11 protein-coding genes are annotated in these 12,172 nt (G+C 71.2%); 7 read left to right on the forward strand and 4 right to left on the reverse strand.

Annotated elements, in window-relative coordinates:
* The first annotated feature begins 252 nt into the window (after window positions 1-252).
* From INP57_RS00450 to INP57_RS00470, 5 genes are all read left to right on the forward strand, one after another.
* Window positions 253-447: a hypothetical protein gene (locus INP57_RS00450; protein WP_200068003.1), complete on the forward strand. Its 195-nt coding sequence runs from the start codon at window positions 253-255 to the stop codon at window positions 445-447.
* Window positions 448-570: 123 nt separating this feature from the next.
* Window positions 571-750, forward strand: coding sequence for a hypothetical protein (locus INP57_RS00455; RefSeq protein WP_233626907.1), 180 nt, complete (start codon window positions 571-573; stop codon window positions 748-750).
* 65 nt (window positions 751-815) lie between these two features.
* The gene (locus tag INP57_RS00460) at window positions 816-980 is read left to right on the forward strand and encodes a hypothetical protein (protein WP_200068004.1); all 165 of its coding nucleotides are present in this window, start codon (window positions 816-818) and stop codon (window positions 978-980) included.
* A 78-nt stretch (window positions 981-1,058) separates the two neighbouring features.
* Window positions 1,059-2,468 carry a hypothetical protein gene (locus tag INP57_RS00465; RefSeq protein WP_200068005.1) on the forward strand — a complete coding sequence of 470 codons (1,410 nt, stop codon included), beginning with the start codon at window positions 1,059-1,061 and terminating at the stop codon, window positions 2,466-2,468.
* 117 nt (window positions 2,469-2,585) lie between these two features.
* Window positions 2,586-3,335, forward strand: a complete 750-nt coding sequence (locus INP57_RS00470; protein ID WP_200068006.1) for an AfsR/SARP family transcriptional regulator — start codon at window positions 2,586-2,588, stop codon at window positions 3,333-3,335.
* A 335-nt stretch (window positions 3,336-3,670) separates the two neighbouring features.
* Here the strand turns inward: INP57_RS00470 and ptsP are convergent, their stop codons facing one another.
* Window positions 3,671-5,311: a phosphoenolpyruvate--protein phosphotransferase gene (gene ptsP / locus INP57_RS00475; RefSeq protein WP_200068007.1), complete on the reverse strand. Its 1,641-nt coding sequence runs from the start codon at window positions 5,309-5,311 to the stop codon at window positions 3,671-3,673.
* A gap of 202 nt (window positions 5,312-5,513) precedes the next feature.
* On the opposite strand from ptsP, the gene INP57_RS00480 reads away from it, so the two are divergent.
* Window positions 5,514-7,742 (forward strand): DUF2339 domain-containing protein, encoded by a 2,229-nt coding sequence (locus INP57_RS00480; protein ID WP_200068008.1) that lies wholly within the window; start codon window positions 5,514-5,516, stop codon window positions 7,740-7,742.
* 222 nt (window positions 7,743-7,964) lie between these two features.
* Here INP57_RS00480 and INP57_RS00485 read toward each other — a convergent pair whose 3' ends face one another.
* Entirely contained in the window at window positions 7,965-8,330 is a 366-nt protein-coding gene (locus INP57_RS00485; protein ID WP_200068009.1) for a glutaredoxin family protein, read from the reverse strand.
* Between the two features lie 218 nt (window positions 8,331-8,548).
* Here INP57_RS00485 and INP57_RS00490 point away from each other — a divergent pair, with 218 nt between their 5' ends.
* Window positions 8,549-9,292 carry a TetR/AcrR family transcriptional regulator gene (locus INP57_RS00490; RefSeq protein WP_200068010.1) on the forward strand — a complete coding sequence of 248 codons (744 nt, stop codon included), beginning with the start codon at window positions 8,549-8,551 and terminating at the stop codon, window positions 9,290-9,292.
* Between the two features lie 102 nt (window positions 9,293-9,394).
* Here the strand turns inward: INP57_RS00490 and INP57_RS00495 are convergent, their stop codons facing one another.
* Window positions 9,395-9,865, reverse strand: a complete 471-nt coding sequence (locus INP57_RS00495) for a CAP domain-containing protein (RefSeq protein WP_200068011.1) — start codon at window positions 9,863-9,865, stop codon at window positions 9,395-9,397.
* A 275-nt stretch (window positions 9,866-10,140) separates the two neighbouring features.
* The gene (locus INP57_RS00500; protein WP_200068012.1) at window positions 10,141-12,105 is read right to left on the reverse strand and encodes an acyl-CoA dehydrogenase family protein; all 1,965 of its coding nucleotides are present in this window, start codon (window positions 12,103-12,105) and stop codon (window positions 10,141-10,143) included.
* Between the last annotated feature and the right edge of the window lie 67 nt (window positions 12,106-12,172).

Raw genomic sequence — 12,172 nt, forward strand, 5'->3', positions numbered from 1 at the left:
CCGGTTCACCCGACCCGGTCACCCAGCGCGGCGGCCGGGTCGTCGCTTGTCCGGACCCGACCGGATTTCCCCCAGGTCACACCGCTGCTCACCGCCGGTGAGCAGCGCGTCGGCGCTCGTCGTCCGGGCGGGTGCCGCGGATTCGCCGTGACGCGCGCGTGACGAGTCGGTGACGGCGTGTTTGGCGTACTCGCCGCCAGCGGCAAGAGGGCCGCGGTTCGCAAGTTCGTCAACACGATGAGGAGCACGACCGTGAGCGTTTTCGAGATCTCCGAGTTGGAACTGTCCGCCGAGCTGTTGCCGGCGCGCGAGGCGCTGGGCGGGCTGAACCTGAACGTCGCCGACATCACCGCCGAGAACACCGCGGTGGCCATCAACGGTGGCTTCGGCGACGCCGTGGCGACCGCCGAGCAGGACCTCGACGTCGGCCAGCACAGCGGCTGGTGAACCGTTCCCTGCACCGCAGGGGCCCGGTTCTGCACCGTTCGGTGACTCCGGGGCGGTGGTCCCGGAGCACCACCAGCGGCCAGCGGCCGCGACCGATTCCCACTTCGATTTCAGGAGCACATCGTGAACTTCGACATTTCCGCGGAAGCCTCGGCCGAGCTGCTGCCTGCGCGTGAGGCGCTGGGCGGGCTGAACCTGAACGTCGCCGACATCACCGCCGAGAACACCGCAGTGGCCCTCAACGGACCGTTCGGCGACGCCGTGGCGACCGCCGAGCAGGACCTCGACGTGAGCCAGAAGTAATCGAGTTCCCGGCCGCGTGCTGAGCACCGGTGCGCGGCCGGGTCACCACCCACCAGGAGGAGCACATGCACGAATTCGAGCTGGCCGAGCAGTCGGCCGAACTGCTGCCGCAGCGCGAGGCCACCGGCCTCGTCGACGTCACAAATGCCGTGGGGGTCAACGTCGGCGTCGCGGTCAGCATCGGCGGCGACGCTGCGGCGATTCTGGATCAAGGCGTCAGCGCGAAGTAACAGCGGATATCGGACGTGCCTGCCGGCCGGGGATGGGTCGTTTCCCGTCCCCGGCCGGTTTGCCAAGAGGGGAATCCCATGTCAGAAGCCACCGAGGCCGGGCAGCCCGGGACCGCGTCCGTCCAGCGCCCCGGAACCGAACTCGCGGATTCCGCGGGCGAGGCCGATCCCACCGACGAGCACGCGGTACCCGTAAGGGCCGAGGGCATCTCGCTGTGCGGACGGTACGAGGGCGCCGGTTACGCCGAACCGCGCTACCTGCTGTCCCGCGCCGACGGCCAGATGGTCCTGGTGTCCGAACTCCTGTACCGGGTGACCGAGCAGATCGACGGACAGCGGACGCTGCGCCAGATCGCCGAGCGGATCACCGCCGACTGCGGCAAGCAGCTGTCCGTACCCGGCGTCGAGTACCTGATCAACGACAAGTTGCACGAACTCGGCGTGGCCACCCTGGCCGAGCCGGTGGCGAAAGCACCGCGGGCCGATCCGCTGATCGCGCTCGCGATGCGCGGCGTGCTGCTGCCCGCGCGGTTCGTGCGTCCGCTGGCCGCCGTGCTGGCGCCGCTGTTCCAGCCCGCGCTGGTGGTGGCGGTGCTGTGCGCGCTGGTGATCGTCGACGTCGCGCTGGTGAGTTCGGGCGCGCTGGATCCGGCGTTCCACCGCGCGGTGGGCGATCCGGCTCAGGTGCTGACGGTGATGGCGCTGGTGATCACCTCCACGTTGTTCCACGAGACCGGGCACGCCGCCGCCTGCCGCTACGGGGGAGCGCGGCCGGGCTCCATCGGCGTCGGGATCCTGCTGGTGATCCCGGCCTTCTACACCAATGTCACGGACGCCTACCGGCTGGACCGAGCGGGCAGGCTGCGTACCGACCTCGGTGGGCTGTACTTCAACGCGATCTTCATCCTGGGCGCCGCGGGGCTCTTCTGGGCCACGCACTTCCCGCCGCTGATGGTGTTCATCGTGCTCAGCCACATACAGATGCTCCAGCAGCTGCTGCCGCTGATCCGGCTGGACGGGTACTACATCCTCGGCGACCTGGTCGGCGTGCCGAACCTGTTCGCGCACGTGCGGCCGTTCCTGCAGCGGCTCGCGGGCAAGCACCGGCTGGCCGGACAGCCCGCCGGCGGGGCACTGCGTCCGCGGGTGCGCATGATCGTGACGGCCTGGGTGATGGTGGTCGTACCGGTGCTGGGCCTGGCCATGGTGTCGCTGCTGGTACGGGTGCCGCGCTACCTGGAGACCGCGTTGACGCGGGGGCGGAGCTTCTGGGACGCGGGAGTCGCCGGTCTCGGACAGGGCCAAACGCTGGCCGGAGTGCTGGCGATCGTCTCGCTGGTGGTGGTGCTGCTGCCGTGGCTCGGCGCGACGGCGTTCCTGCTCCGCACCGGCCGCAAGGTGTTCCTCTGGCACCGCCGCAAGCACCCCAAGCACCAGCCGCGGCATCGTGCGCAACTCGCGCATCGTGGCGCGGCCAAAACGCCCTGACCTGCACAGACATCACGCTGGGTAGTGGTGTAACGGCTTGCCGTCGCGTCCCCGACGGCACCGGTGACGGGTCCCGCCCGCGGGCGCGGCCGGTCTTGCTCGGCAGAAGGGGGAGTCATGAACGAGGGACCTGTGCGTCCGATCCCGCAGCCCTTGCGGCTGGATCTGCTCGGCGGATGGTCGCTGCACCGGGACGGTGCCGGGGTGGCGATGTCCAGCAGCGGGCAGCGGCTGCTGGCGTTGCTGGCGCTGCGGGGGCGGACTCAGCGGGACTTCGTCGCGGGGGTGCTGTGGCCGGACAACGACGACCAGAGCGCGCTGGCGAACCTGCGCACCACGCTGTGGCGAGTGCGCAGGCGGGTGCAGGGGGCCATCGAAGGCAGCGGTGCGGAGATCGAGCTCGGCCCGCAGGTGGTGGTGGACGTGCACGAACTGATCACCACGGGGGAGCGGTTGTTGCAGCAGGACGCCGCGGAGCCGATCTCGGACTGGGCCGGGATCGGGCACGCCCTCGCGCGGCACGACCCGCTGCTGCCGGGCTGGTACGAGGACTGGGTGCTGGCCGAGCGGGAGCGGTTGCAGCAGGTCCAGGTGCACGCGCTGGAGATCGCCGCGGAACGGCTCGTGCAGTCCCGCCAGCTGGCGACCGCGCTGGAGGTGGCGCAGGCCGCCACGGTCGTCGAGCCGTTCCGGGAGACCGCGCACTGCGCGGTGGTGCGGGTACTGCTCAAGCAGTCCAATCCCGCGCAGGCGCTGCGCCACTACCGCCGCTACGCGCAATTGCTGGATCGGGAGCTGGGCATCGAACCGTCGCCGGACCTGCGCGAACTGGTGCGGCCGGTACTTGGGGACCACGTGCGCGCCTGACCCGGGTGCCGCAGGGCACCCGTGGACGACGGGCTCCCCTGGGGATGGAGCCTGCCGTCCGCTGCCGGTCGCGTCCCGGTACTGCCCCGCCGGGGCGCGGCCGGTGGCCGGGGTGGGGGCGCGCCATGAGCCCCCACCCCGGTCCGCTGCTCCGCCGATATCGCGCCACCACCGAGCGGGCCGCGCGGAGCGCGACCCGGCAGGCGGAGCCCGCGGTGCCGATCGGCGCGGAACCACCGATCAGGCGGGCCGGATCCGGCTAGCGGATCCGGCCGGGAACCCCCTCCCGCGGGATGTGACGGCCGGGACCCCGGCGCATTACGCGAATCGCGGAATCAAGCTTGCAGCGAAGTCACCGCGGCTTCCCGCGCGCGAGCCGCGCTCGGCGCGTTCTGCGCCGCGTCCGCCGCGACCTGGTAGGCGGCCAACGGGTGAGCGGCCAGCGCCGAGCCGACGGCGGGCACGGCAGCGGCGGTCATCGAGAGGCTCGTCACTCCCAAGCCGGTGAGCACCCCGGCCAGCAGCGGGTCGGCCGCCGCCTCGCCGCACACGCCGACCGGTTTGCCCAGCTTCTGGCCTGCCTGGCCGACCTGCGCGATCAGCCGCAGCAACGCCGGCTGCCACGGGTCGTTGAGGCTCGCCAGCGCACCGGACATCCGGTCGGCGGCGAACACGTACTGCGCGAGGTCGTTGGTGCCGATGCTGACGAAATCGACCGCGTCCAAGATCTCGTGCGCGGCCAGCGCGGCTGCGGGCACCTCGATCATCACGCCGGCCCGGCCCAGCCCGGCGGCCCGCACCCGTTCGGCGAACCAGGAGGCTTCGTCGGCGGTGGCGACCATCGGGGCCATCACCGCGACCTGCGCGCCGGATTCCTCCGCGGCCGCGACGATCGCTTCCAACTGGCGGTCCAGCACGCCGGGCCGCTCGAAGCAGATCCGCAACCCGCGAACGCCCAGCGCGGGGTTCGGCTCCACGCCCATGTCCAGGAACGACAGCGGCTTGTCCGCGCCCGCGTCCAGGGTCCGCACCACGACCGGCCGTTCCGCGAACGGCGTGAGCACGCCGGCGTAGGCGGCGCGCTGGGTGGGCACGTCGGGTTCGTCGTCGGTGGCGAGGTAGCAGAACTCGGTGCGGAACAGCCCGACGCCTTGCGCTCCGGCCTCCACCGCCAGGTGCGCGTCGGCGACCGAGCCGACGTTGGCGAGGATCGAGACGCTGTGCCCGTCCGAGGTGCCGCCGGTGCCGGTCCAGTTCACCTCGGTCGGCCGCTGCGCGGCCTGGGTGCGCACCGCCTCGGACGAAGTGTCGACGGCACCGGTGTCGCCGTCGACGGTCGCCCCGACCACCGGCGCCGCGGCGAGCACCCCGCGGGCGGCGACGACCGCGGGGATGCCCAGCGAACGCGCCAGGATCGCGGTGTGGCTGGTCGGCCCGCCTTCTTCGGTCACCAGCGCGAGCACCAGCCGCGGATCCAGGTCGGCGGTGTCGGCCGGGGCCAGGTCGCGGGCCAGCAGCACGCTCGGGCGTTCCAGGTCCGGCACGCCCGGCGGGGTCGCACCGAGCAGTTCGGCGATGATCCGGTCCCGCACGTCGTGGATGTCCCGGACCCGTTCGGCCAGGTAGCCGCCCGCGCTGCGCAGCGCTTCGGCGAAGCCGTTCGCGGCTTCGTGCACGGCACGGGCCGCAGGCAGCGAGTTGCCGGTGACCAGTTGCTCGGCCTGGGACAGCAGCGCCGGGTCGAGCGCCATCGCCGCGGTGGTCTCCAGCAGCGCCTTGGCTTCGCCGCCGACCGCTCCCGCCCGCTCGGACAACCGGTCGGCGACGGCTTCGGCGGCCGGTCGGATGCGTCGCGCCTCGGCGGCGGGATCGGTTGGCGCCGGCGCGGCGGCAGGCTCGGGGAGGGCTTCGGCGACCCTGGCGACGGGGCCGGATGCGCGGCCGGAACTGACTCCGACACCACTGAACGACGACATGGTCTAGACCATACCTTTCTCTTGCGGCCTCTCCTCGATCGTAGGCACCGCTCATCCGATCGGCCCGGATGCGCGCAGGTACGACGGCCACCGCGAGCACCGGCTACGTACCCGCACGGAGCAGCGATTGCGCTGACCGATGAGTAACCGATGAGTAGCCGTACGGATCCCGGCGAACCCCTTCGGCCGACAGAGTGTGCTCATGGCAACACAGCAGACGGCACGGAACATGGTCGCAGGCCCGACTCCGGACCTCGGCAAGCTCGCCGACCCGATCGAACGACTCGCGGGAATCTTCGCCGACCTGGGCGGCGAACTCGGCGAATTCGGAGCGCAGCTCCGCGAGCTCCGTGCGGACGCCGAGAAACCTGGGGAGAAGGCCACTACTGGGGAAGGCAACGACATGACCGGGCAAGACACCCAGCCGGAGCGCACCGGGCCGCCACCGGAGCATCCGCCGAAACAACGACAACCCGTCCCGGACAAGCTACCGCCGCCGACAGCAGCGGTGGACACCGGACCAGCACCGCTACCAGGTGAACCGGTGGACACCAGCTTCGCCGAACCGACGCAGACCCCGGCCGCTCAGGCGGCCGGGGCTGCCCCGTATCAGGGGGCCGATGCGGAGCGGGGACGAATCGGCGGCGAAGGATCGACCGAGCACCGAGCGCCCGCCGGGGACCAGCTGCCCGCAGCATCCGCTGCCCAAGACGGACCCACCGGCGACCACGTCCTCGCCGACGCACCGGCACGGGCTGACGACCGGGCGTTCTCCGACGAGTGGTTGCCCGAAAACCGCGCGCCGTCGCTCGATCCCGTCCCGCAGCGCGCCGGGGTGCTCGACGTGATCGCGAACTGGACCGCTCGCCAAGGCACCCGCGTGCTCGCATGGGCGGGAGCCGCGATCACGCTGCTCGGCGTCGTGCTGCTGATGGTGATGGCGGTGCAGCAGGGCTGGATCGGCCCGCTCGGCCGGATCGCCGCCGGCGGCGGCCTCGGGCTCGCGCTGCTCGCCAGCGGCGTGTGGGTGCGCCGCCGCTCCGCGCCCGCGGCCGCGTTCTCGCTGGCCGCGACCGGCATCGCCGCGCTTTACCTGGACGTGCTCGCGGCCACCGCGCTCTACCGCTTCCTGCCTGCCCCGGCCGGTCTGGGGGCCGCGCTGGCGCTGTCGGTGGCCGGGCTCTGGCTCGCCGACCGCTGGCGTTCGCAAGCCTTGGCGGTCGGCGTCGTGCTCGGGTGCGCGTTGTGCGCGCCGTTGCTGTGCGCACCGCTGCTGTTCGGGCCGGTGCCGGCTGCTACCGCGCTGCTGACCGGATTCCTGGTCGTGCTCAAGATCGCCGCAACGCCGGTGCAGCTGCGCCGGGGCTGGCGCGGGCTCACGGCCGCCTCCGCCTTCCCCGCGATCCTCGCCGCGCTGATCAGCGACGGACTCGCGCTGAGCGCCCGCGAGCCGTGGACGGCCGCGTGGGCCGCCCTCGCCGTCTCCGTCACCGGCCTCGCGCTCGCCGCCGCCACTGCGCACCGCCGCGGCAAGGACCCGATCGGCATCGCGCTGCTGATCAGCGCCGCCGCACCGACCGCGCTGGTCGCCCCGATGCTGGGACGCTGGCCCGCGTTCGGATTCCTCGCGCTGCTCGGCGCGCTGTACTTCGCGGTGTGGTGCGCCGGCCGAGTCGGTCGACTGCCCGCTGCGTTCGGCGTCGTCGCAGGCGGGGTGAGCGCCATGCTGCTGTTCCAGCTGACGGTGCTGTGCACCGGCGCTTCGGCCCGTTCGATCAGCGTCCTCGCGGAAGCACTGCTGCTGGCAATGCTGGCATTCCGGCTGCGCGGCAAGGGACTGCTGCTGAGCGCCGCCCTTTTCGGTTCGGCGGGAACCCTGCTGGCGCTGCTGATCGACGTGCCGCCGAGCCTGTTCACCGGCTTCCCCGCTCAGCCGTACTTCGACGACGGCCGCGCGCTGACGCCCGCGATGCTCGGCGGGCTGGCGGCCTTCTTGCTCATAGCCGGCGCTACCACCGCCACTACCTGGGCCGCGGTCCGGATGAACGTGCTACCGCGAACTCCGCAAGCGTTGACGCTCGCAGCTGTCGGACTTCTCTACGGCTGCGGTGGTGCCGTGCTCACCGCGAGCCTCCTGGTGCTGCCGACTACCTCGGGCTTCCTGGCCGGGCACGCGCTGATCACCGTCTCGTGGATGGTGCTGGCTTTCCTGCTGCTGTTGCGCGGCATCGGTTCGGTGCCGCCGCGGGTCGCGGGATTCGCGCTGGTCGGCGTCGCGCTGGCGAAACTGCTGCTGTTCGACCTCGCCGCGCTGTCCGGCCTGGCCCGAGTGCTGGCGTTCCTGGCCGCCGGGCTCATCCTGCTGGCGGGCGGCACCCGGTACGCGCGGCTGATCGGCGGCAGAGAGGCCCGCGCGGGCATCGCGTCGTGACCCCGCACCGACGCGGGTTCCACCCGTTCGGGCGTAGTTGGGAACGAAGATGCATCCTCGCGGGGAGGCTGAACGTCAAACTGGATGAGTTGCTGCTCGCCGGTATCGCGCCACCGACGATCGCAACCCCCAGGTGCCGGTCGCAACGCCCCCCGTGCGGCCGGCCCTGGTTCATCCCGGCCCGTGCGGTTGCGCGACCGGGTCGGCCGCGGCCCGCGCTGCTCAGCCGTTGCGCCGCAGGCCCAGCGCGTTCAGCGTGCCTTGCACCGGACCCGGCTTCTGCTCCGGCAGCAGCTCCGGCGCGTGCTCGCCGAGCGCCGCGACGACCTCGGACGCCGACGGGTTCACCGCCGAGAACTCACCGACCACGACCGTCGGGACCGTCTCGTTGCCGTCCGCGATCGACCGCACGACGGCCCTGGCTTCGTCGTCCTGCCAGATGTCGAGCTCCCGGAAGGCCACCCCCTGCTTGCGCAGGCCCGCCCGCAGCGATGTGCAGAACGGGCAGCCGGGCCTGGTGTAGACGACGAGTTCCCGCGCCGCCGCGTCGTTCGTTCCCGCTGGGTCGTTCGTTCCTGCCGCGTCCATCGAGTACACCTTTCCGCCCCGGAGGCCACCGACCGGCCGTCTTCGGCAGCGCCAACACATGCCGACAAGTCGATATTCCTGATCGGCGTTCGGTGGTGGCGACCGGAACGGAACCGATAACGTGCACCGCAAGTAATTGATCGCCGTCCGATCGGTGAGCTGCGCAGCGGTCGAACCCGCGGCGCGGCACCGGCGGAACACGCCATGGAGTCGGTCAGATGAGCGAGGGCACTCGGCGCGAACGCATCCGTGCTGCCACCGAGATGGAGATCCGCCAGCACGCCCGGACGCTGCTCATCGAACAGGGCCGGGACGCGGTCACGTTGCGCGCGATCGCCCGCGAGCTGGGCATCACCGCACCCGCGCTGTACCGCTACTACGACTCGCGCGAAGACCTCCTGCGCCAACTCGGCGAGGACATCTGCGGCGACCTGGTCGACGAGCTGAGCGAGCGGTTGCGCGAGATCGACCAGCGCGACTTCCACGGGAAGCTGCGGTCGGTGTGCCACGGCTTTCGGCGCTGGGCGCTGGCGCATCCCAAAGAGTTCGGGCTGGTTTTCGCCACCCGCGCGGACGAGACCGCGGAACCCGGCGCGGACGGCGCCGGTCCGGAAGGCGCCCGGGACCAGTTCGCCGGGGTCTTCCTGCGGCTCATCGGCCCGCTGATGGCCGAGAGCACGCACGTGGTGGACCGCGAGTCGGCACCGGCGAGCCTGCAATCGGAACTGTCCCCGAACCAGCTCGCGCTGGCCGAGGCGTTCTCGCAGCACGGGATCGACCTGCCCGCGGAAGCGCAGGACACCGACGCGGTCTACTTCCTGCTGCGCTGGTGGGTCCGGATCTACGGGCACGTGGCGCTGGAGGTGTTCGGGCGGTTCCCGTTCACGTTGGCGCACTCCGACCGGCTCTACGAGTCGCTGCTCGACGAGCTGGCCCACGAGCTCGGGCTGACCACCGGATGACACGTGCGGCCAGGTCCCCTCGGCGAACCGGGAGCCCTGGCCGCACGCCGATCGGGCCGCGATGCTCGCTGCGCCCGTGCAGCGGAGTCGCGGTCCGGGGGATCAGTAGCCGAAGTCCTGCGTCCAGTTCCAGCCGCTGGTCTCGACTCCGACGCCGATCTTGTTCAGCTTGCAGTTCAGGATGTTCTTCTTGTGCCCTGGCGATTTCATCCAGGCGTTCATCACCTGCTCGGGGCTGCTCTGGCCGGCGGCGATGTTCTCCGCGCCCGGGGACGGGTAGCCCGCGTTCTTGATCCGCTTGTCGAACGACACGCCTTCCGGGGTGTCGTGCGAGAAGTAGTTCCGGTTGGCCATGTCGGAGCTGTGCCCGTTGGCCGCTTGGGTGAGCCGCTTGTCGACCTTCACCGGTCCGCAGCCGGCACCGGCGCGCTGCTGGTTGACGAGTTCGACGACGCGGTTCTGCTGCCCGGCGTCGGCGGCGAGCGCCTGCGCGGGCATGGCGGCGCCCGCACCGAGCGCCGCGGCTACGAGTCCGGATGCGATTACAGTGCGTTTAAAATTGGTCCGTGCCATGCGGCGAGAAACTACCCATTCGCATGAAGCAGTTTCCGCCATGTGTGCATATCGGCACAGATCAAGCGACGGTGAGTATTCGGTCCATATCGTTTCGAATTCGTCGATCTTCCATTATTCCTGCACAGCGCCATACCGGAAAGATATGGTTCCGCAAAAACGGCCGGTTTCGCACGCCTTGCCGAACAATTCCGGATCAGTTCGGGGTCGCGCCAAAAAAGCGCGGCCCGCCCGTCGGCGAATCGCCACGAGCGGGCCGCCCGGCAGAATGCGGATCAGTCGTCCCGGCGGTCGTGCTCCCGCTGGACCTCCTGGCGCTGCTGCTCCGCACCGGTCGCGATCGGCGCGGTGAGCCACTGGCGCGGCAGGCCGAACGCCGCCACCAAGTCCACCGCGTGCGGGCGCAACGCCTGGCACAACCCGTTCACCGCCTCGGTCACGGCCTTCGCCCGCCGCGGGGTGATCCGCTCGTGCTCCAGGAACCAGCCCCGGTCCTCCTCGACCGTGGACAGCACGTACAGATCGCACAGGCGCTCCAGCACCAGCGCGGTGTCCGGATCCTGGCAGCGCTCGACACCGGCGACGAACGCCTCGAGCACGACCCGGTCGATGTGCACCCGCGCCGCGCGCAGCACGTGGTCCTGCGCGTCGTTGAACACCTCGAACGGGTCCGCGGAACCGCCGGTGGCGCGCCGCAGGCGGCGGGCGAGGCCGTCGAGCACGTGCCGCTCGCGGTCGTCGAACAGCTTCACCTGCCAGCCGCGCTCGAACACCGCCTCCTCGTCGTCCGGCACCGCGGCGTCGACCAGGCGCTGCACCAGCGACTTCGCCGCCGTGCGTTCGATCACCGCGCCCACGAACTGGTCGGCGACGAACCTGGCCATCCCCATCGTGCCGAGCTCGTCGAACTGGCCCTTGTAGTTCGTCAGCAGGCCCTTGGCGACCAGCTGCAGCAGCACCGTGTTGTCGCCCTCGAAGGTCGTGAACACGTCGGTGTCCGCCTTGAGCTGCGGCAACTGGTTCTCCGCGAGGTAGCCGGCGCCGCCGCACGCCTCGCGGGCGATCTGGATGGTCCGGGTGGCGTGCCAGGTGGTGACGGCTTTGATCCCCGCGGTGCGCGACTCCAGTTCCCGCTGTGCGCGTTCGTCCCCGGAGCCCTGCACCTCGTGCAGCGTCGATACCAGCTGTTCCTGCGCGAAGTGCAGCGCGAACGTCTTCGCCAGCGCGGGCAGCAGCTTGCGCTGGTGCCCTAGGTAGTCCAGCACGACGGTTTCCTCGTCGGTGCCGGGCCGGTCGAACTGCCTGCGCGCCGAGCCGTAGCGCAGCGCGATCTCCAGGGCCAGCTTCGTGGCGCTGCCCGCCGTGCCCGCCACCGAGATCCGGCCGCGGATCAGCGTGCCCAGCATGGTGAAGAACCGCTTGCCGGTGCTGTCGATCGGACTGCTGTAGGTGCCGTCCGCGGCCACGTCGCCGTAGCGGTTGAGCAGCGCTTCGCGCGGGACTCGCACGTTGTCGAAGGTGATGCGCCCGTTGTCCACGCCGTTGAGCCCGGCCTTGCGGCCGCAGTCCTCGATGTGCACGCCGGGCAGGACCGCACCCGCGGAGTCGCGGATCGGAACCATGAACGCGTGCACGCCGTGCCCATGACCACCGGTGAACAGCTGGGCGAACACCACCGCCATCCGGCCGTCGCGGGCGGCGTTGCCGATGTACTCCTTGCGCGCCGACTCGTGCGGGGTGTGCACGACGAACTCTTCGGTCGCCGGGTCGTAGGCGGCGGTGCTGCGCAGGCGCTGCACGTCCGAGCCGTGCCCGGTCTCGGTCATCGCGAAGCAGCCCGGCAGGTCCAGGTTGATGATCGACGGCAGGTAGCGCTCGTGGTGCCGTTCGGTGCCCAGCGCCTGCACCGCACCGCCGAACAGGCCCCACTGGACCCCGGACTTGACCATCAGCGAGAGGTTCCCGGCCAGCATCTCCAGGGACACCACCGAACCGCCGGTGTCGCCCTGCCCGCCTTGCGCGACCGGGAAGCCGATCTCCGGGATGCCGCTTTTGACCAGCAGGTGCAGCTGCTCCAGGGTCAGCGCGCGGTGCGCCTCGGTGTCCAGGTGATCGCCGGGTGGCAGCTCGGTGCCCTCCAGCGCGCTGCGGACCTGCGCGCGGACGTCAGCCCAGCGCCCGTCCAGCAGGGCCGCCAGCTCACCCGCGTCGAATCCGGCCGGTGTCCTCGGGATGTCCATGCCAGCCTCCGCACTTGGAGTTCCGTCGCCGCCGAGCGTAGTTACTCGTGAGTAACCAGCGCTACGT

The organism is Saccharopolyspora galaxeae, from assembly GCF_016526145.1.
GTDB classification, from domain to species: domain Bacteria; phylum Actinomycetota; class Actinomycetes; order Mycobacteriales; family Pseudonocardiaceae; genus Saccharopolyspora_C; species Saccharopolyspora_C galaxeae.

Bases quoted from the DNA above. Each gene is read 5' to 3' on its own strand.
- INP57_RS00480 (WP_200068008.1), top strand. From the start codon at position 5,514: ATGGCAACACAGCAGACGGCACGGAACATGGTCGCAGGCCCGACTCCG.
- INP57_RS00460 (WP_200068004.1), top strand. From the start codon at position 816: ATGCACGAATTCGAGCTGGCCGAGCAGTCGGCCGAACTGCTGCCGCAG.
- INP57_RS00490 (WP_200068010.1), top strand. From the start codon at position 8,549: ATGAGCGAGGGCACTCGGCGCGAACGCATCCGTGCTGCCACCGAGATG.
- INP57_RS00485 (WP_200068009.1), bottom strand. From the start codon at position 8,330: ATGGACGCGGCAGGAACGAACGACCCAGCGGGAACGAACGACGCGGCG.
- INP57_RS00470 (WP_200068006.1), top strand. From the start codon at position 2,586: ATGAACGAGGGACCTGTGCGTCCGATCCCGCAGCCCTTGCGGCTGGAT.
- INP57_RS00500 (WP_200068012.1), bottom strand. From the start codon at position 12,105: ATGGACATCCCGAGGACACCGGCCGGATTCGACGCGGGTGAGCTGGCG.
- INP57_RS00465 (WP_200068005.1), top strand. From the start codon at position 1,059: ATGTCAGAAGCCACCGAGGCCGGGCAGCCCGGGACCGCGTCCGTCCAG.
- INP57_RS00495 (WP_200068011.1), bottom strand. From the start codon at position 9,865: ATGGCACGGACCAATTTTAAACGCACTGTAATCGCATCCGGACTCGTA.
- ptsP (WP_200068007.1), bottom strand. From the start codon at position 5,311: ATGTCGTCGTTCAGTGGTGTCGGAGTCAGTTCCGGCCGCGCATCCGGC.